The sequence below is a fragment of the Bradyrhizobium sp. DOA1 genome (assembly GCF_001593325.1).
Lineage (GTDB): Bacteria > Pseudomonadota > Alphaproteobacteria > Rhizobiales > Xanthobacteraceae > Bradyrhizobium.
In genome coordinates this window covers 3,988,720-4,010,433 of record NZ_JXJM01000001.1, presented here as the reverse complement: position 1 = coordinate 4,010,433, position 21,714 = coordinate 3,988,720, and the positions used below count along the sequence as shown (strand labels likewise).

Sequence of the window (21,714 nt, the reverse complement as noted above, 5' to 3'; positions counted from 1 at the left end):
CTCCCTCGTACCTTCGGCGTTACCGCGCGCCGATCGCCTTGAACTGACGCACCTGTTCCGTCAGCGCCCGTTCCACGGGAAGCCGCTCCATCGAGGAAGCGCCGTAGAAGCCATGGCAATGGCGGGTGTTCTTCATGATGAAATCGGCGTCGGCGGGATCCGCGATCGGGCCGCCATGCGCCAGCACCAGGATCTCAGGATTGACGCTGAGGGCTGCGGAGGCCCAGGTATCGATCTGGGCAGGGCAGTCCTTGAGCTTCGGTGCGGTCTGCGCACCGATCGAGCCGCCGGTCGTCAGGCCCATGTGACAGACGATAATGTCGGCGCCGGCGATCGCCATCGCAGCGGCTTCCTTCTCGCTGAAGACGTAGGGCGTCGTCAGCATGTCCTTGTCGTGCGCCTTGGCGATCATGTCGATCTCCAGCGCATAGGACATGCCGGTCTCTTCGAGATTGGCGCGGAACGTGCCGTCGATCAGGCCGACGGTCGGAAAGTTCTGGACGCCGGCAAACCCGAGCGCCTTCAGCTGGTCGAGGAACGCGTCCATGTCGCGGAAAGGATCGGTGCCGTTGACGCCTGCCAGCACTGGCGTCCTGGTGACCACGGGCAACACTTCGTTCGCCATTTCCAGCACGATGGCGTTGGCATCACCGTACGCCATCAGGCCTGCGAGCGAGCCGCGGCCGGCCATGCGATAGCGGCCGGAATTGTAGATGACGATCAGATCGACGCCGCCGGCCTCTTCGCATTTCGCCGACAGGCCAGTGCCGGCGCCGCCGCCGACGATCGGCTCGCCGCGACGCGCCATGTCGCGAAACCTCTTCAGCAGCGCTGCGCGTTCAAACCTCGCCATCGGTCACCTCGCTACTCTTCGGCGCGTGCCGGCGCGGCCGAACAGGGTCCGGAACGCGCTGACGATCGCGGCGGCAAAGTCGGGATCGTTGATGTTCTTGGGGATGCGAATGAGCTGACGGTTGCCGGTCTGCCGCACAGTGCGCTCTAGCGTGCGGAACAGTGCCGCGTCGGCGTCCGGATCCCAGAACGGCTGGCCGCGCGCATCGAGCGCGGAAACCCCGCCCTCAGGCAGGAGGAAGCGCACCGGGCCGTCCATCTGGTTGAGCCGTTCGCCGATCCAGCGGCCCATGCGCTCGTTCTCTTCCACCGTCGTCCGCATCAGCGTCACCTGCGGATTGTGGACGTGGAATTTGCGGCCGCGGTAGCGGTCGGGAATGGTCTCCGGTGCGCCGAAATTGACCATGTCGAGCGCGCCGACCGAGCCGACATAGGGCAGGCGGCTGCGGATGATCGCGCCAAAGCGGTCTTCCGTCGCCGGAAACACGCCGCCCATCAAGAGGTCGCAGATCTCGGTCGTGGTCAGGTCGATGACGCCGGCGAGCTGGCCGGACTCGACGAGCTTCTCCATGGAACGGCCGCCGACGCCGGTGGCGTGGAAGACCAGGCACTCGAAATCGTCGCGCAGCTCGGCTGTGATCTTCTGCACGGCCGGCGTGGTGACGCCGAACATGGTGATGCCGACCGAAAGCAGCCCGGCGCCGGCGGCTCGCTCCTTGGCCTCGCCCCCCTCGAGCCGCGCCTTGACCATGCCGGCGATCGCATTGGCGCCGTTGGCCAGCACCGCACGCGTAATCGCGTTCAGTCCCTGCACGTCGGCGACCGAATACATCATCGTGATATCGGCCGGTCCGACATAAGGCCCGACATCGCCGGAGGCGACGGAGGAGATGATCAGCTTGGGCACGCCGACGGGGAGGCTGCGCATGCCCGGGGCGACCAGCGACGCCGCGCCGGAGCCGCCCGCCGATATCACGCCGGCGACATTGCCCTGGCGCCGCAGCCAGTTGGCAAACGCATCCGCCATCGCGGTCACCGCGGCCCCGCGATCCGGGCCGAACACGGCGGAGCCGCCGCGGCCATGATTCAGGGCGATCTCTTGCGCGGAGACATCGCAGGATGAATGCTTGCCGCTGGTCGAAACGTCGACCAGGCGCGTGCGCAGGCCGCTTTCCGCGATGATGTCGCGGATGAAGCGCAGCTCCTGGCCTTTGGTGTCGAGCGTGCCGACGACCAGCACCACGGGAGGCCCGGAGGCCTGCGCTGCCGTCGACTCGCGCTTGCGCCGCGTTGTCTCGTCGAGCCGCGCGACCTGGGTTGAGAGCGTACGTGCGGCCGCCTCGATGCGGGCGATCGGCACCGGTTGCGACCATCTTGTGGGGAGCGTCGGGTTGGAGATGTAGATGCGGATCGGGCCGTCGCGGCGAGGCACCGGCGCCGGTTTGGCCTCGGCCCCCGGTGTCGCGACGTCGATCTCCGGCTCGAGCTCGGCGTGAAGCCCGACACCGAGCAGACGTTGCTGGAGCTCGCGGTCGGCGGCGAGGCGCGCGGAGTCGATGATGCGGTTGATGCGGCCGTTGACCATGATCGCGACGTTGCGCGAGATCGCGGTGGCGACGCCGATGTTCTGCTCGATCACGAGCACGGACATGTCGCCGTCTTCACCCAGCCTCAACAGCATCTCCTCGACCTGCGCCACAATGACGGGCGCGAGGCCTTCGGTCGGCTCGTCCATGATCAGGAGCTGCGGATTGGTGAGCAGCGCGCGCGAGATCGCCAGCATCTGCTGCTCGCCGCCGGAGAGCTGGCCGCCGCCATGATCCCTACGTTCGGCCAGACGCGGAAAGGTCTCGTAGATGCGCTCGACGGTCCAGGCGCCGGGCCGCAGCCCGCCGGCAAGCTGCAAATGCTCGTCGACGCTGAGCGAGCGCCAGAGGCGGCGACCCTGCGGCACATAGCCGACACCGAGCCGGGCGATCTGGGCCGGCGGCCGCCGCGTGATGTCCTCGCCGCGGACGCGGATCGAGCCGCCGCTCACGGCCACCAGCCCCATAATCGCCTTGCAGAGCGTGGTCTTGCCCATGCCGTTACGACCGACGACGGAGAAGACGCCGCTCTCCAGCGTGAGATCGACCCCTTGCAGCGCGTGCGAGTGGCCATAATAGACGTCGAGGCCGCGGACCTCGAGCGCTGCGCTGGTGCGGCGGGCCTCATTCATGGCCGCCTCCGAGGTAGAGCTCCTGCACCTCAGGATCGGACTCGATCTCCTGCGGCAGGCCTTCCTTGAAGACGCGGCCGTTGTGCATCATCGTGACGCTCTCGACGACGCGCAAGGCGACGTCCATGTCGTGCTCGATGATGATGTAGCCGATGTGGGCCGGCAGCGAGGTCAGGATCTCGATCAGCTCGGCGCGTTCGGTCGGCGACAGGCCCGCGGCCGGCTCGTCGAACAGGACGAAGCGCGGCGCGCCGGCGAGCGCGAGCGCGATCTCGAGCTGGCGCTGCTGGCCATGCGCGAGCTCGGCCACGCGCTGGTCCTTCACGGCGGACAGATGCACGGCCTGCACGAGATTGTCCGCCGCATGCATCAGGGCATCGTTCTGGCCCGGACGCAGGAACGAGAAGCGTCCGCGCGAGACGCCGCGACAGGCGAGATAGACGTTGTCCTGCACGGTCAGGCCGGGGAACAGCGCCGAGATCTGGTAGGTCCGGCGCAGCCCGCGCCGGATGCGCTCATAGGGCGGGAAATGCGTGACGTCCTCGCCGAAGAAGCGGATGGTCCCGGAGGAGGGCGGGAAATCGCCGGTGATGCAGTTGAACAGCGTGGTCTTCCCCGCGCCGTTGGAGCCGAGCACGGCGCGCCGCTCGCCGGGACGCACGGTGATGGTGACGTCGGTCAGCGCGGCGAGCGCGCCGAACAACCGCGTCACGCCGCGCAGCTCCAGCGCAGCGCCGGCACCCACCACGGAAAGACGCTGGGCGACGCTATCCATGGCGGCGCCCTCCGCCGGAGCGGTCGGCGCCGCGACGCTGACGCTGGCGCCAGCGCTGCCACAGGCCGATGACGCCATCCGAAGACCAGAACACGATGGCGAGGAAGCCCAGCCCGATCAGCAGGCGGAAGCGGTTGCCGTCGAGCCCGAGCCTGACCAGGAAGTCGAGCGCGAAGGTGCGCAGCAGCACGAAGATCAGCGCGCCGATGAAGGGCCCGATCGGGCGGGTGATGCCGCCGACGACGGCGATGATCAGCACGTCGATGCAGGCGCCGACGCTGACCGATCCAGGCGAGATCTGGCGGTAGTTCCAGACCTGGAGCACGCCGGCCAGCGCCGCCACGAAGGAGGCGAACGCATAGGCGGCGATACGGTGTGCATTGACGTTGAAACCGAGCGCGGCCATGCGCCTGGGATTGTCGCGCACGCCTTGAAGCGCGAGCCCGAAGGGTGCGCGCGAGACATATTCGACCGCGAAATAGCAGAGCGCGGCGACTGCGAGCACGACGTAGTAGAAGGGTACGTCGGCGCGCCAGTTCACGCCCCAGAAATGCGGCGTGGCCACCGTGTTGATGCCGGTATGGCCGTTGAAGATCGCCCAGTTCTGGTTGGTGAAATAGTAGAACGCTGCGCCAATCGCGAGCGTGATCATGATGGTGTAGATGCCCTCGGTACGCACCGCGAGCGCGCCGCCAAGCGTGCCGAACGCGGTCGCCAGCGCCAGCGCCATCGGGACCGCGAGCCACCACGGCCAGCCCAGGCTGATATTGGCGTTGCCGCTGACCCCGAACACTGCGACCATGTAGGCGGAGAAACCGGCGATGGTGAGCTGCATCAGGCTGACCATGCCGCCATAGCCGGCGAGGAACATCAGGCTCAGCGCCATGGTGCCGAGGATCAGGGTGGAGGCGAAGATCTCGATCAGGAAGAAGCCGCTCGCGATAAGCGGCATGATCAGGAGAATGACCGCGACGATCCAGGCCGCGGGATGGTTGATCTCCGGCCACGTCCGCGCCGGGCGCTGCGCCATGGTGGCGGGCTGCAGGGCAACGCGGCTATCGTGGGCGAGCGACATCTCAGCGCCTCGCCAATAGGCCTTGCGGCCGGATGGCCAGCACCAGCACCATGATCAGGAAAGTCACGACGATGGCGTAGGTCGGGATGTAGACCGAGCCGAGCTGTTCGGCGAGGCCGATGATCAGCGCCCCGAGCGCGGCGCCGGGGATCGAGCCCATGCCCCCCACGATCACGACGACGAGCGAGGCGAGCAGAAAGCGGATGTCCTCGCCGGGCGACAATGACTGGAAAGTGCCGCCGACGACGCCGGCGATGCCGGCAAGTCCGGCGCCGAAAGCGAAGACCAGCACGAAGACGAGCTGGATGCGCACGCCGGTCGCAGCGAGGATGTCGCGATCATCGACGCCGGCGCGGATGATCATGCCGATGCGGGTGCGGTTGAGCGCGAGCCACATTCCGACGCCAATGACCACGGACGCGGCGAAGATCACGAGCCGCACCAAGGGATATCTGAGATAGACCGGCTCGCCCGAGGATTTGATCGCCGTGACCAGCGGCAGCTCGATGGGGCCGATCAGCCAGTTCGGCGTCTGGATCTGATAGAAGTTGCCGCCGCAGGCCCACAGCATGAGGTCGGCGAATACGATCGAAAGGCCGATCGTCACCATGGTCTGCCGGAGATCCTGTCCTTCCATCCGGCGAAACACGATGACCTGAAGCAGGACGCCGACCAGCGCGGTCAGGATGAAGGCGACGATGAAGCTGAGGATCCAGGAGCCGGTCGCAGCGCTGATGGCGTAACCGACATAGCCGCCGAACAGATAGAGCGAGCCGTGCGCGAGATTGACGTTGCGCATCAGGCCGAAGATCAGCGTGAAGCCGCTGGCGACGAGGAAGTAGAGGCCCCCGAGCGTGATGCCGTTGAAGACGGCGTTGAGGAAGACGCGCTTGCGGCCGATCGCCTCTTCGAGCCCGGGCGGCCAGACCGCAAAGACCAGCCAGAGCAAGATCGCAACGGCAATGATCGCAATTAGTGCCCAGGCGGGATGGCGTCCGACGAAGCGGCTCATGTGTGCTGCCCGCTCTTCCAAGCAGCACGCCTGAGGCCCGTTGAATGCAGGTCAGGCAGCCTTGCCGCGGCCGCTAGCCTCGCCATGAACGTACGCTCCCGTCGGTCGCGACCCTCTCACGGGATCGCGTTGCCCACATCCTAGCCGGGCTGCGAGAGCGACGTTTGATCGTGAGTATCTTTTCGCGTGGCGCTCAGGTGCGCAAAACCTTGGCTGCACGACGATAATCGGTCGGAGCCATGCCGACATTGGCGGCGAAGAAACGGGTGAAGCCGCTTTGCGAGGAGAAGCCGAGATCGAAGCCGATATCGGCGATCGGCGCCTCGCTCGCCACCAATGCCTCGAGCGCCTGTTCCATGATGAGCGTATTCAGATAGAGGTTCGGCGTGACGCCGGTCTGGACGCGGAACAGCCGGTAGAAATGTGGGCGGGACAGGCCGGACTCCCGCGCGATGGCGTCGAGCTCGATCTCGGCGCCGGGGCTCTCCGACATCATCTTGATGCACTTGCGTACGCGAAAATCGGTGACCGAGCCGTTTGCGCGCGGATCGCGCGTGATCTCGGCCTGCTGCCAGCTTTCGTCGTAGCAGATGTCGATCAGCCGCCTCAGCTCGGAATCCAGACTGGAGAGTGACGGTGCGCCGCAAACGAGCGCGGCGGTTCGTCTGATGTGCTTGTCGAGGGCAGGTGTCCGCCTGAACTGCGTGCGGCCGAAACGCAACCGGTCGGAGCCGGAGGCGTCGGGTGCAAACCATTCAGCATTGACGTAAAGCACGAAGAAGATCGCGCCGCCGTCGACATCGGCCGGCAGGAAGTTGTGCGGCTCCCACGGATTGACGGCGACGACAGAGGTTTCGGTGAGGTCGTAGTGCCCATTGGAGACGTCAATGCATGCGGGCATGCCGCCGACATGGAAGATCAAATGACCTTCACGATGGGCGTGGATGTTGAAAGGGCGGTTCAACTGATAAACCGTCGCCCGGCCGAACCGGCCGTGGAAGACGGCGAGCGCACGGCTCATGCCTTCCCCTCCCGAATGTTCTTGTCTTTTCCGCCAGCGTTCATCAACGCCGACGAGATTGCAAGAGCGGAGAGCGACCGCGTCAGCAAGTCGCTCTCCGTTTGAGCGTTCCGGAGGTGATGCGTCAGTATTTCTTACATTCCGGGACTGTGCGGCTCGGCAGTCCGATCCTGGCGAACACGGCCGGATCGTAGCCGAGCGTCTGGTTCACGTTCGGGATCACCTTGACGACCTTGCTGAACAGCGCGCCCTTGCCATCGTCGACCACCTCGGTGACGAAGTTGGTGCCGATCGCCTGGCGGTTGGAGTCGAGCTTGATCGTCCCATTCGGCGCATCGATCTCGATCTTCGCCAGCGCTTCCTTGAACTTCGCCTGGTTGTTGGAGAGGTCGCCGTTGACCTGGCGCAGCGCGAGGATCAGCGCCATGGTCGAATCATAGTAGTTGGTTGCGAGCAGCGACGGGCTCGGGAAGCGCTTGTTGGGCGGGAAGGCGTCCTGATAGGCCTTCACGAACTTCTGCCAGCCCGGATCTTCCCAGGTGTCGGCCTGGCCGCTCGCCGCGATGGTGCCGACCAAGGCATTCTTGGCGTTGCCCTTCGACGACAGGATGGTCTGATCGATCATGATGGAACCGCCCATCAGATGGGCCTTGCCGCCGGCCTGCTGGTACTGATTGAGGAAGTTGACGGCATCCGCGCCGCCAAGGCCGAGATAGATTGCATCGACGTCGTCGGGCAGGGCGGCGATGACGGAGGCGAAGTCTTTCGTTCCCAGCGGCACCCATTGCCGGTTCGTGACCTGTCCGCCCGCGCCGCAAAATTCAAGCACGAGGCCGAAGACCTGCGTGTAGATGAAGGAATAGTCTTCGCCGACGGTCGCGATCTTGCGATACTTCTTCTCCTCGTAGGCGTATTTGCCGAGGCCCACCTGCCACTGCGCGCCGTCCATGTTGTAGCGGAAGAAGTTCGGGGCGGGATCGACGTAAGTCGTTTCCTGGGCGCCGGAGGCCGCGTTGATGAAGGTCAGCTCGGGGTGGGTTTTTGCGAAGTTCTTCACTGCGATGCCTTCGTCGCCGGAGAGCGGCGACAGCAGGATCTGCACCTTGTCCTGCTCGATCAGCTTGCGCACGGCCCGCACGGCGGAGTCCGGCGTTGCGTCGGTCGAGGCGACGATGAATTCGAGCTCCTTGTCGCCGATTTTCTTGCCGAGCACGTTGAGGGCGGTCTGATGGCCGCGCATGCCGTCCTCGCCGAGCACCGTATAGGTGCCTTCGAGCGTTGCGGTCACGCCAACCTTGATCTTCTCCTGAGCGATCGCGGCGCCTGAAAGAAACAGGCTGCTCAGCGCGAGCAGCCCCACACTGCATTTGGACATTGTGCTCCTCCCTGTGTCGTCGATTTGTCGCCGCGCCGGATCGGCGTTGCGCCCGCAGCTCGAAGGCTTGCGGATTTGACGGGGAGGCTAACCGAAGTTGCATGCCGTGCATGCGTGGACGGCTCGTCTGGCTTGACGGGCAGTCTCATTTTGGATGTTGCGACGCAAATCGTTCTGCGGTGCAGCAGGCTGTGATTGTGCTGGCTCTCAACAGGCTTCAATGCACCGGCGACAAGCACCGGGACGTCGTTTGCGCGCCCCGCGGCTTGACAACGTCGCCCCAGAACGAAATAGTTTAAGCTTAAAGCAATTGGCTTGGCCAGTCGGCTTGTTCGATCACCCGCACGCCAAGACCATGCCAGCCGTCCGGCAAACCCCACCTCGTGGAGCGACAGATGAGCTCACCGGCAAAGATGATCTCCCGGGACTGGCTGGACTGGCCGTTCTTCGAGCCGCGTCATCGCGCCGTCTGCGAGGCGCTCGACCGTTTCGTCACGCAGGGCGGACTTGATGGGGTCGACCACAGCGACGTCGACGCTGCCTGTCGCAAGCTCGTGCGCGCGCTCGGCTCGGCCGGACTGCTGGATTGCGCAGTTGCCGCACCCGATGGTGATGCGGCCAGCATCGATTCCCGCTCGATCTGCCTGTCGCGCGAGACTTTGGCCTATGCCGATGGACTCGCCGATTTCGCATTCGCCATGCAGGGGCTCGGATCCGGAGCCATCGCGCTTGCCGGCTCGGCGGAGCTGCGGAACGCCGTGCTGCCCAAGGTACGTTCGGGCGAATGGCTGGCCGCATTCGCGCTTTCGGAGCGGGACGCGGGCTCGGATGTGGCGGCGATGAGCTGCATGGCGCGCGAAGATGGCGATAGCTACGTGCTGGACGGCGAGAAGACCTGGATTTCGAATGGCGGGATCGCCGACGTCTACACGCTGTTCGCGCGAACCGGCGAGGCGCCGGGCGCGCGCGGCATCTCGGCCTTCGCAGTGTTCCCGGATGATCCCGGCTTCAGCGTGGCCGAGCGCATCGACATCGTCGCGCCGCACCCGCTCGCTACCCTGCGCCTGGACGAGTGCCGCATTCCGATCGGCCGTCGTCTCGGAGCGGCAGGCGGCGGCTTCAAGATCGCGATGCAGACCCTCGATATCTTCCGGGCCTCGGTCGCCGCTGCGGCGCTCGGGTTCGCCAGGCGGGCGCTGGAGGAGGCGCGACTGCACGCGCAGACACGGCGCATGTTCGGGACGACGCTGTCGGACCTGCAACTGACCCAGGCCGCACTCGGCGACATGGCGACCGAAACGGACGCGGCGGCGCTGCTGACCTATCGCGCCGCATGGCGCCGCGACGTCCAGAAGCTTTCCACCACGCGTGAGGCGGCGATGGCGAAGCTGGCCGCCACGGAAACCGCCCAGCGCGTCGTCGATCGCGCGGTGCAGATGTTCGGTGGTCGCGGCGTACGCAAGGGCGAGATCGTCGAAAGCCTCTATCGCGAAGTCCGCGCGCTCCGCATCTACGAGGGAGCGACCGAGGTTCAGAAGCTGATCGTCGCGCGTGAGCTTCTCAGGCCGCGCTGACGTCAAACTCCGCTTGAGCCCGTACCGTTGGCGCTGGCCGGAAGCCGCCTGCGCGTTGCATCTCGCCGTGCTCCATGCGTCATGGCCGCGGCGCCACTGTCACGTTTGCGACCGGCCCGCACGGCCCGCGCACCGGGCGTCTTCTCTCGATGCAAAAGCTTACGAAGCGTGGAGGGGTCGGCATAGCCGACCTTCTCCGCGATGTCGTCGAGGCCGAGACGTGTGGTCTCCAGAAGCTCCATCGCCTTGTCGACGCGCAGCTTCTGAAGAAATCTCACCGGCGAAAGTCCGGTGGCGCGCTCGCACCGGCGCGCAAAAGTGCGCGCACCCAGGCCCGCGGCCTTTGCGAGTTCCGAGATCGTGAAGGCCCGGTGCAGTCGCGCTCGCGCCCAGCGTTCCGCGCGTGACACGCGATCGTCCGAGGCGGTGAGGAAGGATAGCGCCATGTAGCGGGATTGCGATTGCCGCCGGTCGAGCAGGAGGAACCGGGCGCAGCTGTCCGCCAGATCAGGTCCGGCATGACGGGCAATGATCGAGAGCATCAGGTCGAGCTGAGCCATCGCCGCGCCGGCCGTCGCCATGCGACGATCGGTCAGCACCATCGCATCCGTGTCGAGCGTCACTCTCGGAAACAGCTGCCGAAACAGAGGTCCGAGCCACCACGTCGTGGTTGCCTGACGGCCGTCCAGCAGCCCGGCGCTCGCAACCAGGAAGACCGCCGAGCAGGAGCTGGCGATCTCAGCTCCGGATTGGAAGGCTGCCCGGAGCGCCTTCCTCGCCGTTTCGGCATCCCGCCGCTGCAATCCTTCGCGAACGAGGTGCTCATCCATCCAGGCCAGCCCGGGGACGATCACCACGTCTGCCGGTCTGTTGGCGTTTGCTTTCGAGGGCAGCCTTGCAAGCTGCGTTGCCCACCTTGCCCCGGAGCCGGAAACTCTCACGTCGAAGCACGGTGGCCGTCCGGCTCTTGCACGAATGCGGTTGGCCACATCGATCAGTTCGAAGGTAATGGCGACACTGGCCGCAGAGGCGCCTTCCAGGACCAGAACGTCAATGAGCGGCATGGCAAAATCGACCTGATTAATGTCATTTATGACACTTGTCGAAATCAATGGCCGGGAAATACCGTTCACGCAACCTTTACCGGAGGACGACATGAGCGATGCGCTGCTGAAGCCTGATGATCTCTCTGATTTAAACCGGCGGATCGTCTCGCTGGAGGGCGCGACGAAGCCGGTCTACGTCGCGGGCGAGGGACCCGCGGTCATCGTCATGACGGAAATGCCGGGCATCAGCCCGCATGTTGCGCGTTTCGCCCGCTGGGTTCGCGGCGCCGGCTTCCGCGTCTACATGCCGTCCTTGTTCGGAGCGGACGGCGATGTTCCCGACGCGGAAACTGCGGCCGGCGTTTTCAAGCGCGCCTGCGTCAGCGCTGAATTTCGCGCGCTTGGCGGCGGCGCGTCGAGCCCTGTATCGAACTGGTTGCGGGTGCTCGCCAGGCTCGCCCATGGCGAGAGCGGCGGGCCGGGCGTCGGGGCCATCGGCATGTGCTTCACCGGCAATTTCGCGCTGAACATGATGCTGGATCAGGCCGTGCTGGCTCCAGTGGTGTCGCAGCCGTCCTTGCCGCTCGACAATCCCGGCGGCATCGAGAGCTCTGCCGACGAACTGTCGCAGATCCGCTCACGGCTCGAACGGGAAGACCTGACCGTTCTTGCCTACCGGTTTGCAGGTGATTCATTCTGCCGCGCCGAACGGTTTGCCGCCTATCGGGCCGCGCTCGGCGATCGCTTCATCGGTCGCGTCCTGCCTGACACGGCCGCGAATACCGGACCCAGACCGCCGTTCTTTGCGCAGTTCGTCAAAACGCCCCACAGCGTCGTCACGGTCGATCTCGTCGACGAGGCCGGTCAGCCCACGCTCGCAGCCCGGGATGAGATCATCGCATTCTTCCGGAAGCGTCTGAAGGCGGAATCGGCCTGATACTCCGCAGCTGGTCGGCGCCGAAAAATCTGCATTCGGCTGACGCATATCGGGTGCGGTCTCGGCCTGTTTCGCTCCGATGTCAATGCGCCTGCGCAAAAATATTCCACTTTGCCGAAATTCGGAAACGGCGTATGTGTCGTCCATCCCGGCTCACCCTTGAGGGGCGGTCATGTTGTCGTGTGATCGCAGAGCCGGGCTTGCGGTGGACGCAGCAGCGTCGTGCGCGAAAGCCAAGGGCAGGGCGGATTGCTCTCCGTGAGCCCTTCGCATCGCGTGGACGAGCGGCGCTGTCAGGTTCGTCGCGTCATATTCCGAGGGCAACGTGCACAACGCCGTCGGACCCTGTGGCGTCAACGAACCGTGCGTACGGCAAAACCGTGTGGTCCTGGCCGTCGTTGCTACGGTCAAGCTCTTGCGGATGCGGCACTAGCGTCAACCGGCGCGGGGCCGGTGAATTCCGTGAGGGTGAGGGAGGCCAGAAGGAACTCGGCTCCCGGGAGAGCACGGCATAAGCCGTCCGACCATCGCGCAGGGAAGGCCGTGTGTTGGGCTTCACCTGTATGCTGCTGTGCGGTTTTCTGCGTGTGCCTTTTGCGCAGCGGACCGCAGGTGCCGCCGGCACCCGGCCTTCCCTGCGCCCTCTTGGCTTAAGAGGGTGGAGTGATCAAGCAAAGCTCGGGCGAATTGCGCCGCGAGAATGCGGAGGTGTGACCATCTCGCCGGTGCCCTGTCGGCACGAGGTCATCCACCCAGATGAGTGACCTTCAACTGGCTTCGTGCCGTGTGCCCCGTCCGGCGCGACGCAGTGGCGGGCACCAGGGTCGGTGACTCACCCGCGATGCGCAACGAGAAATAGGCGATCGTAGCCTGAAGACCATCCCTCAGCGCCACGCGCGGGCGCCATCCCAGCAGCCGGGTGGCGGTGTCGATGACGGGCTTGCGGCGCTTCGGGTCGTCCTTCGGCAGTGCCTCGAAGCGAAGCGTGGACGCGGACTCGGTGTATGTGAGCACCTCCCGTGCTATGGTCTCGATCGTAACCTCGTGGGGATTGCCGAGATTGCAGGGGCCGGTCACCGAGGCCGGACTTTCCATCAGCAGCTGAAGGCCCCGCACGAGATCGTCGACGAAGCAGAAACTCCGGGTCTGCGTGCCGCCGCCATAAATCGTGATCGGCTCTCCGCGCAGCGCCTGCACGATGAAATTGGAGACGACGCGGCCGTCGTTCTCCAGCATGCGCGGGCCGTAGGTGTTGAAGATGCGCGCGACCTTGATCTCGGTCCCGTGCGTGCGCTGATAGTCGAACATCAGCGTCTCGGCGGCGCGCTTGCCTTCGTCGTAGCAGGCCCGCGGCCCGATCGGATTGACGTTGCCGAGATAGGATTCCGGCTGTGGATGCACCTCCGGATCGCCGTAAACCTCGCTTGTCGAGGCTTGCAGGACGCGAGCGCCTTTCCGGCGGGCGAGCTCGAGCATGTTGATGGTGCCGAGCACACATGTCTTCATCGTGCCGACCGGATCCTTCTGGTAGTGGCGGGGCGACGCGGGGCAGGCGAGACTGTAGATGCGGTCGATCTCGTCCTCGACCTCGATCTCGTCGCGCACGTCGTGCTCGATGAAACGGAAGTTCGGATGGTTCAGCAGCGGCCTGATATTGTCGACGCTGCCCGTGAACAGGTTGTCCAGGCAAATCACCCTGTTGCCACGTTGCAGGAGCGAATCGCAGAGATGCGAGCCGATGAAGCCGGCCCCGCCGGCGATGAGCACGCTCGGCGAGCGGCGGAGAGTGGGGATGCGGGTCTGGAGTGTCATGGCAAAGCTCTCTCAGAGTTCGGCGACTTGCACCGGTCGGGCGGCGGGAAGCCGGGCCGGTTTGCGGCGGCGGCGCGCAGTTGCTTCGGCGTAATAGCGTTCGAGCTGGCGAGCCCGATGGTCGGCGGTGTGATCGGCGAGGACACGTCGGCGCGCGTTCTCCGCGATCGCGCGCCGGCGGTCCTCGGGCATGTCGCGCAAGATCTCAATGACGTCGCGCGGGCTCGAGGCCAGCAGGATTTCCCGCGACGGCTCGAAAATGGTCTCGATCCCAGGCCATCGATCGGAGATTACCGGCGTGCCGCACGCGGCAGCTTCGAACAGCCGCACGCTCGGCGAGAAGCCCAAAGCGCGCATGTCGGCGCGGGTCGCATTCAGGGCGAAGCGCTGCTCCGCGTAGAACATCGGATGTTGCTTCGGCGCGAGGTGCTCGATCCGCATGACATTGCCGGGCCAGGCGATATGAGCGGGGTATTGCGCCCCAGCGACGGCGAACTGCTCCGACGGCAGCTTACGCGCTGGCGACAGCAACAATTGTTCAAGGACGGGCTGCCGGTCCTCGCTATAGGTACCGAGATAGCCCAGCGACCATTTGGTCCGCGCCTGCTGCGGCTTGTAAGTATCGGTGTCGGCGCTGCAATAGAGAACACGTGCCATCGGGCTGCCGTACTGCGCTTCGATCATGCCGGGGACAGGACCGCCGGCGAAGGACAGATAGAGGTCGAAACGCGGGATCATCGCGGCGGACAAATAGTCGAGGCCCTGGTCGAGCTTCGCCAGCGTCACCGGCGTGTCGATGTCGTAGAAGGCGGTAATTCCCCGCGCCTGGCTCGTGATCCATTCGGAGATGGCGATGCCATCGGGCACATAGGAGCCGATGATGACGAGATCAGCCTCCCGGATCAACTTGCCGAAGCGATGAGGCATATCCGTCAGTGACTGATAAAGCTCGACAGTCCACGACGACGGCGTGGTCAGATCGCGATGCTCGCGATACCAGGCGACATCACGTTCCAGGAACGTGATTTTGTGGCCTCGTCGCGCGAGGGCTTCGATCAGGGCGCGATAGGTCGTGGCGTGACCATTGCCCCATGAAGACGTGACCGAAAGACCGACGACGACAATGCTCAGGTTCATTCTGCTGCCTCGATGCGCGAGCTGCTTCCGACGAAGAGATCATTGAACTGACGGGCGCGGTGCCGGTAGGTGTGTTGGCTCAGAATGCGCGCGCGGGCACGGCTGGCGATCGCGGCGGCGCGGTCGATGCTGAGGGCGCCGAGATGATTGGCCACGGCGGCTCCATTGGCGGCCACCAGCACTTCGCGATCGGGCTCGAAGAAATGGTCGATGCCGTCCCATTGGTCGGTAATCAGGCAGGCGCCTGCGCCGATCGCCTCGAACACCCGCGTCGGCGGCGAGAAGCCGTAGCGGGCCATGCTGTCGCGATTGACGTTGAGCGTGGCCAGGCCGGAGCCGAAAAATGCGTTGTGCTCGCCGGTGCCGACATGCCCGACCTTGCGGATGTTCCTCGCGGTGTCCTTGGTCTCCCAGCCGGAGCCGCCGAGAACGAACGTCTTGTCCGGCAATTGCCGCGCGACGTCGAGGAAGAAATGCTCGACGCGCTGCTCGCGATCTGGCAGGCGATTGGCCAGCAAGCTCAGATCGCAGGTGAAGTCTGCCTTGGGAGACGATGGACAATGCGTATCGGGATCGAGCGCGTTGTAGATCGGCACGCAGTCGCGTGCGCCCATGGCGCGGTAGGCCGAGACGACGCCATCGCCGCCGCCATAGGTCAAGACCATGTCGTAGGATGGAATCGCGCGCCGCAGATGATGCGCGGCATCGCTCGCCATGGCTTCGAGCGTGGCGGGAGCATCGACATCCCAGTAGATGCGCATGGTTCGGGAGGGCAAAGCGGCAACCGCCATCTCCAGCTCCTCGTCGAAGACGCCGACGCCGCTGGCCTTGATCAGCATGTCGGCCGACTTCGCGGCCGCATCGAGCGAGCTGCGCCAGCCGTCGGTGGTCGCGGGGTAGACGACCACCCTGGCCCAATCGGGATCGGCGATGTCGCGATGGGCCTGCCGCTCGAAGGCGTCGGGCTCGAAGAAGGTAATGTCGTGTCCGAGCGCCGCAATCTGCTTGAGCATGCCGCGATAATAGGTGGCGGCACCGTTCCAGTAGGACGAGACGAGGCTGGATCCGAAGAAGCAGATCTTCATGCGGAGGCTCCGGCAATATGCAGAGGCTGTGACGAGCGATCGGAGCCGCGAATGGCCTCGACAATGTCCACGAGCTGTTGTGCGCGATGGCGGCAGGTATGGCGCTCCCGGACGGTCCGGAGGCCGGTCTCCACCATCGCGGAAGGCAGCTCCCGATCGTCGAGGACGGCGCGGAGCGCGCGCTTCATCTCCGTGCCATTGGCTGCCTTGAGATAGGCGCCGTCCGGGAACATGCCTTCGTCATCGGACCAGGGAGCCGATACCAGGGGAATGCCGCAGGCGAGCGCCTCGAACACACGGATGGTGGGGATTCCCGGAAGCGATCGCACATAGGGGCCGCGCGGGACATGGACGGTCGCGCGAGCGCTGGCGAACGCGACCGGCGCCCAGTGCGCCGGCAGCCAGCCACTGTGGCGGATGCCTGCGGCCTGGATGGTCCGGATGGCGTCATCGGAGTAGCGAACGCCATAGACGCTCGCGCGCAACTTCAGCTCGGCAACGGGCTCGACCAGGAACTCGCCCAGCTCGGCGCCGCGTTCACCGTCGCCCCAATTGCCGATCCAGACCAGATCCTCGGTAGGTTCGACATTCGGCAGCGGGTGGTACAAGGCGACGTCGGCCGCCTCGTGCCAGGTATAGGCCCGATCGGCCCAGCCGAGCTTCATGTAGATCTGGCGAAGCACCTCGCCGAAGGCGAGCACGCCGTCGAAGGCGTCGAGATCGAACTGTGCAAGCTCATCCGGCGCGGTGACCGCGCGGTGATGGGTATCGTGGAACAACAGTGTGAAGGGAGCGCCGTGCGCGCGCTTGTCCCCGATCTGCGCGATCACATCAGGCGAATTCCATTCATGCACGACGACGAGATCGGCGCCATCGAGCGCTTCGTCGAGATCGAGCGATGCGTCGTAGCGCCGAATGCAGATGCCCGGGAATAGCTGGCCGATGTCTTGCAGGGCCTGACTGCCGCTCTCGCGGATGGCATTCAACCGGCTCCAGCCGTCGATGGGCTCGAACACGACGACCTCGTGACCGAGCGCATGCAGCTCGCGGGCGTAGCCGCGCAGGAAGTGGGCGTTACCGTTGTTCCAGCAGGAGGTGAATGCGTGATAGAACAGGACGCATTTCATGCGCGCACCTCGATCTGGCCGGCTTGCGGTGAAAAGCGGGTGGACGCGAGCAGTCCTTCGTAGAGCTTCCGATAGGCGCTCGTCGTGCGCGCCAGCGAATAGGTCAGGGCATGCTCGTAGGCGGCGCGTTGCAGGCGCGACCTTTTGGTGCGATCGGCGCAGAGCTCGGCGAGGACCTGGTGCAACGCCTGACTGTCGTCGGGATCGACGAACAGGGCGGCATCGCTCCACAATTCCCGGAACGTCGGGATATCCGATAGCACGAGCGCGCAGCCGGCGGCAGCTGCTTCCAAGACGGAGAGGCCGAACGGCTCGTACAGCGCCGGGCTTACGAAAATCGCGGCGTGCTGGAGATGTCCGCGCACCTTGCTGTGCGGCAATTGACCAAGCCAGGTGACGCCTGCGGACGAATCTGCATCGGCCGGGCCAGCCACTTGAACCGGCCAAGCCAGTCCCGGTGCAGCCGCAGCCAGCACCCCGATATTCTTGGCTCGATCCCACAGTCGGCCTGCCGCGAAGATCATCTCCCGCTTTCGACTTGGAAGGTCCCCAGGAGCAATCCCGTTCCAGATCACGGCGCCCGGCGACCGGGGGTTATAGAGTCCCACGACGTCATCGTGGAAGGACTGGCTCGGGCAGACCCAGGCCTGCGCGCTGTCGAGCGCCGCGGCCACTCGTTCGGTATAGCGTGCCCACCGAGGCTCGTTGAGCCAGGCCGTATCCCGGCAGGCCAACGCCCATGAGTTGACGCAGGAGTGCGCCACCAGAACGGTCGGCGCACGCCACGACAAGGTCGCCTCCCGGAAACTATTGAGGTGGACGATGTCCGGACTGAACCGTGCTTCGAGGCTGGCGAGCATTCGTTCGGCCTTGAGGAGATCGCGCCCTTCCGGGTCCTGCCATTCCAGAGCGAGGTCGGTTTCGAAAAGGCGTACACCGGAGCCGCGCAGCATCTCGCGCTGGTCGACGCGGGCGGGCGGCCCCATTGTCGCAAGGGTGACCTCGGCCCCCGAAGCGGCAAGGCTTGAGGCGAGGGCACAGGAATAAGTCCACACGCCGCCGACCGTGTCGGTCGTCATCAAGACCCTGATGTCCGAGCTGCGGCTCATGGCGCCACCGGATGTTCGAGGGCATCGAGCGGGATCGGCCGTTCGTTCTGCACGTCGCTGAATCGGTCGAACATGCCGAGATAGTGCCGATGCGCGCGCTCCCAGGCGAAATCGTCGGCCTCGCCCCACAGCTTTCGATAGTCGGGCGAGCCGGGATAGGGATAGAGCGGGACGGGGTCGTTGGCCCAGATGCCGGCATCCTGCATCTTGTGACGCCAGCGCTGCACCACGGGATCGTCGTCCTCGGGGACCTCGATCAGATTGGCCTGCACGAAGGGAACGTGGCGGCGGGCTTCGACCAGCCGGTCGGCGAGCTGATCGGTGGTCATCCTGCAATTCTTGGCCAGCGCCGCGCGTCCCTCCTCAGTGAGGCTCTCGACGCCGGCCTCGATCGAGACGCAGCCGGCGCGGCCGAGCAGCGCGAGCATGTCCGGCTTCCAGAGATCGATGCGCGTCTGCACACCGAATTTGAGGCCGCGCGTGCTCAGCCCTTCCAGGAGCTCCGGGTTCGGCAAGAAGATCTCGTCGATGAAGTAGACGTATTCGACCCCTTGGCCCCGCAGCCGATCGATCTCGTCGAGAATGACTGCGGGTGGCCGCTTGCGGTAGGCGTTGCGGAAATTCTCCTTGGCGCAGAACGTGCAATTGTAGGGACATCCGCGCGATGCCTCCACCTCCGCGCCAGGGCCCACTGGCCCGGCCTCGAACCGGTGGTGGTGGTGATGATGCCGCCGGATCATCTCATCCGGCCAGTCGAGCGCCGGTTGATCCCTGAAGTCGACGGCCTGCGGGCCGCCATTGACCCGGATCGCGGCGCCGTCCGCAAAGCAGAGCCCAGGAAAGTCTCGCTCGCCGTTCGCGAGCCGCAGCAGGGACGCTTCACATTCGCCCATCACGATGATGTCGACCGCAAGCTTCCTGAGGGCCGCTCGTGGCGTCGTCGAGCCGTGCGGCCCGACGGCGACCAGAACCGGAGCGAGATCTCCCACGGCCTGAGCAAGTTCCTGCGGGACGCGAAGCTCCGGAGGAGCGCAGCGCCAGAACAGGTAGGTCGGTGCGGTCGTGAGGACGATCAGGTCGGGCTGGAATGCGCGCAGCTCGGCCATGATGTCCCGGAGGGACAGATCGAATATATGCGCATCGAGCAGCAGCGTCTGGTGCCCGGCCGCCTTCAGATAATGTTCCGAAATTCCAAGCTCGAGCGGAAGGTGGGGAGACCGGCAGCCGAAATAGATGCTGCCGCCAAAATCCCAATTCGGATTGATCAGGGCGACGCGCGTCATGCCAGGGCCTCGCGATTGCTTTGAGCTGTGCCGAAGCGGGTGTCGAGCCAGGCGTGGAGTGAACGAAGCCCGTTGGCGATCGAGACCTGCGGTGCCCATCCGAGGGCGGTCGACAGCGCTCGGGTGTCGGTGACGTACCAGGGCTGATCGCCCGGACGCCAATCAGCAAAGTCGTACGTGACCTGGTGACCAGTCAATTCGGTAATGCGGTCGATGAGTTCCCGGAGGCTGACCGCATTGGCAGGCCCGCCGCCGAGATTGAACACGCGCCCGCGTGCGAGCGCGATCCGGTCGAGCACTGTGAGCCAGGCGGAGGCCGCATCCGATACATGCAGTGCGTCGCGGACTTGATAGCCGTCGCCGTAAATCGTCAGTGGCTTGTTTCGAATTGCACTCAGCAGGAAATGTGCGATCCAGCCTTGGTCTTCAGTTCCGAACTGGCGCGGTCCGTAGATGCAGCTCATGCGCATCACCACGGTCTGGAGACCATAGACCCGGGCATAGTCGTGGACGTACTGGTCCGCGGTCCCCTTGGAGCAGCCGTAGGGGCTGTAGAAGTCGAGCGGAGCGTTTTCGGAGATGCCGTCGGCCAACAAGTCGCTTGTGGGCGTATAACGGCGGCCGGTGAGCGCGATGTCGCTGTCCTCGATCAGGCGGCCATAGACCTTGTTGGTGGAGGCGAACACGATCGGAGCGGTGCTGTTGTGCAGCCGAACGGCTTCGAGCACGTTCAGGGTGCCGCGTGCGTTGATCTCGAAATCGGCGGCGGGATCACTCACACTGTCGGTGACGGCGACCTGTGCTGCCAAGTGCAGCACCGCGCGGGCCTCACGCACGGCATCGATCACCGGGATCGGTTCGCGAATGTCGGCCACCGCGATGGTGATGAGGTCGCCATGCCTGGATTTCAGCCATTGCGCGTTCTCGCGCACGCCGGCGCGGGCCAGATTGTCCAACACAAGTACGCGCTCGCCACGCTGCGCCAGCCGGTCGGCAAGATTGCAACCGATGAAGCCGCAACCGCCGGTGATCAGGACAGGCCTGTTGTCTCGCTCGTTCATCACGCAACCAATCCTCGTTGCAGCAGCTCCTGGGTCGCTCGCTCGGCCTGGTCGTCGGCGATCTGGTCTGCGAGATAGTCCGCGAGCTCCTCCAGGCCGTCCTTGAAAGCGACGTGCGGCTCGAAGCCGAGCAGGTCGCGCGATTTGCCCATGTCTGCGAAGCAATGCCTGATGTCGCCGGCGCGGTATTTGCGCGTGATCTCGGGCGCGATGTCGCTGCGACCCATGACCTCGGCGAGGTCCTGGGCCACGGACAGGATGGTGCGGCTCTGGCCCGAGCCGACGTTGAAGACGTCTTGCGTGTGCTCGGCTTCCAGCGCGATGCGGCAGGCGCGGGCGACGTCGTGCACGTGAACGAAGTCGCGCCGTTGCTCGCCGTCCTCGAACACGAGCGGCGGCCGGCCATTGAGCAGCCGCGCGGCGAAGATCGCGAGCACGCCGGTATAGGGATTCGACAGAGCCTGACGGGGACCGAACACGTTGAAGAAGCGCAGCGCCACGGTCGGGATGCCGTAGGCCTTGCCCGTGATCAGGCACATGCGCTCCTGCGCAAACTTGTTCAATGCGTAGACTGAGCTGAGCGACGGCAGCTTGGTCTCCGGCGTGGGCACGGGGACGAGTGGATGTCCTGCACTGTCGTGCAGCTCCCATTCCCCTCTGCGCAGCTGCTCGATCGGACGTTCGTCGCAGGCGACGACGCTTTGATCGGGGCTGCGATAGAGACCTTCGCCATAAATGCTCATGGAGGAGGCGACCACCAGCCGTTCGACCGGGCGCTTTGACAGCGCCTGGAGGAGCACGGCCGTACCGAGTTCGTTGGTCCGCACGTAAGGCTCGATGTCGTACATGCTCTGACCGACGCCGACGGCGGAAGCCAGATGCAGGACCATGTCGGCCCCGCGCAAGGCGTGTTCGACCGCAGCGCTGTCGGTAACGTCGCCGACGACGAGCTCGGCCTCGTCGGCGAGATAGGAGGGGCGCTGACGGTTACCTCCGTGGACCTGCGGCGAAAGATTATCGAGCAGCCGGACCTCGTAGCCAGCCGCAAGCAGTACATCTGCCGCATGAGAACCGATGAAGCCTGCGCCCCCCGTGATCAATGCCCGCGTCATTCACCGCTCCGTGCAACCTTGAGATCGGTCCGTTCGGGATCGATCGATGATGTCTGGTGAAGCGCGCCTTACTGTCTGGTCGGACGACCTGCACGCCAGTCAC

At 65.2% G+C, this 21,714-nt stretch carries 19 protein-coding genes; 3 read left to right on the top strand and 16 right to left on the bottom strand.

The window, feature by feature from the left end; translation table 11 throughout:
* Window positions 1-19 precede the first annotated feature (19 nt).
* The 6 genes from SE91_RS19155 to SE91_RS19130 form a co-directional block, all read right to left on the bottom strand.
* Complete coding sequence (locus SE91_RS19155; RefSeq protein WP_061848687.1) at window positions 20-853, bottom strand: phosphoenolpyruvate hydrolase family protein; 834 nt, start codon at window positions 851-853, stop codon at window positions 20-22.
* Between the two features lie 3 nt (window positions 854-856).
* Window positions 857-3,070 carry an ABC transporter permease gene (locus SE91_RS19150; RefSeq protein ID WP_061848686.1) on the bottom strand — a complete coding sequence of 738 codons (2,214 nt, stop codon included), beginning with the start codon at window positions 3,068-3,070 and terminating at the stop codon, window positions 857-859.
* A complete protein-coding gene (locus SE91_RS19145) occupies window positions 3,063-3,845 on the bottom strand; it encodes an ABC transporter ATP-binding protein (RefSeq protein WP_060737661.1) in 783 nt (260 codons plus the stop codon). Before SE91_RS19145 ends, SE91_RS19150 begins: the two co-directional genes overlap by 8 nt.
* Window positions 3,838-4,920: a branched-chain amino acid ABC transporter permease gene (locus tag SE91_RS19140; protein ID WP_061848685.1), complete on the bottom strand. Its 1,083-nt coding sequence runs from the start codon at window positions 4,918-4,920 to the stop codon at window positions 3,838-3,840. The genes SE91_RS19145 and SE91_RS19140 overlap by 8 nt, the downstream gene beginning before the upstream one ends.
* Before the next feature lies 1 nt (window position 4,921).
* Window positions 4,922-5,932 (bottom strand): branched-chain amino acid ABC transporter permease, encoded by a 1,011-nt coding sequence (locus SE91_RS19135; RefSeq protein WP_061848684.1) that lies wholly within the window; start codon window positions 5,930-5,932, stop codon window positions 4,922-4,924.
* A gap of 193 nt (window positions 5,933-6,125) precedes the next feature.
* A complete protein-coding gene (locus SE91_RS19130) occupies window positions 6,126-6,953 on the bottom strand; it encodes a helix-turn-helix domain-containing protein (RefSeq protein WP_060735686.1) in 828 nt (275 codons plus the stop codon).
* Between SE91_RS19130 and SE91_RS37155 the strand changes: the two genes are divergently transcribed.
* Window positions 6,855-7,058, top strand: coding sequence for a hypothetical protein (locus SE91_RS37155; protein WP_197489591.1), 204 nt, complete (start codon window positions 6,855-6,857; stop codon window positions 7,056-7,058). The two genes, SE91_RS19130 and SE91_RS37155, sit on opposite strands and share 99 nt — an antisense overlap.
* A gap of 19 nt (window positions 7,059-7,077) precedes the next feature.
* Here the strand turns inward: SE91_RS37155 and SE91_RS19125 are convergent, their stop codons facing one another.
* Entirely contained in the window at window positions 7,078-8,328 is a 1,251-nt protein-coding gene (locus SE91_RS19125) for an ABC transporter substrate-binding protein (protein WP_061848683.1), read from the bottom strand.
* A gap of 395 nt (window positions 8,329-8,723) precedes the next feature.
* Here SE91_RS19125 and SE91_RS19120 point away from each other — a divergent pair, with 395 nt between their 5' ends.
* A complete protein-coding gene (locus tag SE91_RS19120; RefSeq protein ID WP_061848682.1) occupies window positions 8,724-9,902 on the top strand; it encodes an acyl-CoA dehydrogenase family protein in 1,179 nt (392 codons plus the stop codon).
* Between the two features lie 2 nt (window positions 9,903-9,904).
* Here the strand turns inward: SE91_RS19120 and SE91_RS19115 are convergent, their stop codons facing one another.
* Window positions 9,905-11,035 carry a GlxA family transcriptional regulator gene (locus tag SE91_RS19115; RefSeq protein ID WP_197489484.1) on the bottom strand — a complete coding sequence of 377 codons (1,131 nt, stop codon included), beginning with the start codon at window positions 11,033-11,035 and terminating at the stop codon, window positions 9,905-9,907.
* Between the two features lie 22 nt (window positions 11,036-11,057).
* Here SE91_RS19115 and SE91_RS19110 point away from each other — a divergent pair, with 22 nt between their 5' ends.
* Window positions 11,058-11,885, top strand: coding sequence for a dienelactone hydrolase family protein (locus tag SE91_RS19110; protein ID WP_061848681.1), 828 nt, complete (start codon window positions 11,058-11,060; stop codon window positions 11,883-11,885).
* A gap of 744 nt (window positions 11,886-12,629) precedes the next feature.
* Here the strand turns inward: SE91_RS19110 and SE91_RS19105 are convergent.
* From SE91_RS19105 to SE91_RS19070, 8 genes are read right to left on the bottom strand one after another with little or no spacing between them, the layout of a single operon-like run.
* Complete coding sequence (locus tag SE91_RS19105; RefSeq protein WP_060735690.1) at window positions 12,630-13,697, bottom strand: UDP-glucuronic acid decarboxylase family protein; 1,068 nt, start codon at window positions 13,695-13,697, stop codon at window positions 12,630-12,632.
* A gap of 12 nt (window positions 13,698-13,709) precedes the next feature.
* Complete coding sequence (locus SE91_RS19100; protein ID WP_061848680.1) at window positions 13,710-14,834, bottom strand: CgeB family protein; 1,125 nt, start codon at window positions 14,832-14,834, stop codon at window positions 13,710-13,712.
* Window positions 14,831-15,919, bottom strand: a complete 1,089-nt coding sequence (locus SE91_RS19095; RefSeq protein ID WP_061848679.1) for a CgeB family protein — start codon at window positions 15,917-15,919, stop codon at window positions 14,831-14,833. The genes SE91_RS19100 and SE91_RS19095 overlap by 4 nt, the downstream gene beginning before the upstream one ends.
* Window positions 15,916-17,046, bottom strand: coding sequence for a CgeB family protein (locus SE91_RS19090; protein WP_061848678.1), 1,131 nt, complete (start codon window positions 17,044-17,046; stop codon window positions 15,916-15,918). The genes SE91_RS19095 and SE91_RS19090 overlap by 4 nt, the downstream gene beginning before the upstream one ends.
* Complete coding sequence (locus SE91_RS19085; protein WP_061848677.1) at window positions 17,043-18,155, bottom strand: glycosyltransferase family 4 protein; 1,113 nt, start codon at window positions 18,153-18,155, stop codon at window positions 17,043-17,045. Before SE91_RS19085 ends, SE91_RS19090 begins: the two co-directional genes overlap by 4 nt.
* Window positions 18,152-19,438, bottom strand: coding sequence for a TIGR04295 family B12-binding domain-containing radical SAM protein (locus SE91_RS19080; protein WP_061848676.1), 1,287 nt, complete (start codon window positions 19,436-19,438; stop codon window positions 18,152-18,154). The genes SE91_RS19085 and SE91_RS19080 overlap by 4 nt, the downstream gene beginning before the upstream one ends.
* Window positions 19,435-20,499, bottom strand: coding sequence for an NAD-dependent epimerase/dehydratase family protein (locus SE91_RS19075; RefSeq protein WP_061848675.1), 1,065 nt, complete (start codon window positions 20,497-20,499; stop codon window positions 19,435-19,437). The genes SE91_RS19080 and SE91_RS19075 overlap by 4 nt, the downstream gene beginning before the upstream one ends.
* The gene (locus SE91_RS19070; protein ID WP_061848674.1) at window positions 20,499-21,611 is read right to left on the bottom strand and encodes an NAD-dependent epimerase/dehydratase family protein; all 1,113 of its coding nucleotides are present in this window, start codon (window positions 21,609-21,611) and stop codon (window positions 20,499-20,501) included. The genes SE91_RS19075 and SE91_RS19070 overlap by 1 nt, the downstream gene beginning before the upstream one ends.
* Between the last annotated feature and the right edge of the window lie 103 nt (window positions 21,612-21,714).

Excerpts from the sequence above, each read along its gene's own strand:
- SE91_RS19080 (WP_061848676.1), bottom strand. The coding sequence starts at position 19,438 with ATGACGCGCGTCGCCCTGATCAATCCGAATTGGGATTTTGGCGGCAGC.
- SE91_RS19130 (WP_060735686.1), bottom strand. The coding sequence starts at position 6,953 with ATGAGCCGTGCGCTCGCCGTCTTCCACGGCCGGTTCGGCCGGGCGACG.
- SE91_RS19090 (WP_061848678.1), bottom strand. The coding sequence starts at position 17,046 with ATGAAATGCGTCCTGTTCTATCACGCATTCACCTCCTGCTGGAACAAC.
- SE91_RS19095 (WP_061848679.1), bottom strand. The coding sequence starts at position 15,919 with ATGAAGATCTGCTTCTTCGGATCCAGCCTCGTCTCGTCCTACTGGAAC.
- SE91_RS19085 (WP_061848677.1), bottom strand. The coding sequence starts at position 18,155 with ATGAGCCGCAGCTCGGACATCAGGGTCTTGATGACGACCGACACGGTC.
- SE91_RS19105 (WP_060735690.1), bottom strand. The coding sequence starts at position 13,697 with ATGACACTCCAGACCCGCATCCCCACTCTCCGCCGCTCGCCGAGCGTG.
- SE91_RS19120 (WP_061848682.1), top strand. The coding sequence starts at position 8,724 with ATGAGCTCACCGGCAAAGATGATCTCCCGGGACTGGCTGGACTGGCCG.
- SE91_RS19070 (WP_061848674.1), bottom strand. The coding sequence starts at position 21,611 with ATGACGCGGGCATTGATCACGGGGGGCGCAGGCTTCATCGGTTCTCAT.
- SE91_RS19100 (WP_061848680.1), bottom strand. The coding sequence starts at position 14,834 with ATGAACCTGAGCATTGTCGTCGTCGGTCTTTCGGTCACGTCTTCATGG.
- SE91_RS19075 (WP_061848675.1), bottom strand. The coding sequence starts at position 20,499 with ATGAACGAGCGAGACAACAGGCCTGTCCTGATCACCGGCGGTTGCGGC.
- SE91_RS19110 (WP_061848681.1), top strand. The coding sequence starts at position 11,058 with ATGAGCGATGCGCTGCTGAAGCCTGATGATCTCTCTGATTTAAACCGG.
- SE91_RS19155 (WP_061848687.1), bottom strand. The coding sequence starts at position 853 with ATGGCGAGGTTTGAACGCGCAGCGCTGCTGAAGAGGTTTCGCGACATG.
- SE91_RS37155 (WP_197489591.1), top strand. The coding sequence starts at position 6,855 with ATGACCTTCACGATGGGCGTGGATGTTGAAAGGGCGGTTCAACTGATA.
- SE91_RS19145 (WP_060737661.1), bottom strand. The coding sequence starts at position 3,845 with ATGGATAGCGTCGCCCAGCGTCTTTCCGTGGTGGGTGCCGGCGCTGCG.
- SE91_RS19135 (WP_061848684.1), bottom strand. The coding sequence starts at position 5,932 with ATGAGCCGCTTCGTCGGACGCCATCCCGCCTGGGCACTAATTGCGATC.
- SE91_RS19150 (WP_061848686.1), bottom strand. The coding sequence starts at position 3,070 with ATGAATGAGGCCCGCCGCACCAGCGCAGCGCTCGAGGTCCGCGGCCTC.
- SE91_RS19125 (WP_061848683.1), bottom strand. The coding sequence starts at position 8,328 with ATGTCCAAATGCAGTGTGGGGCTGCTCGCGCTGAGCAGCCTGTTTCTT.
- SE91_RS19140 (WP_061848685.1), bottom strand. The coding sequence starts at position 4,920 with ATGTCGCTCGCCCACGATAGCCGCGTTGCCCTGCAGCCCGCCACCATG.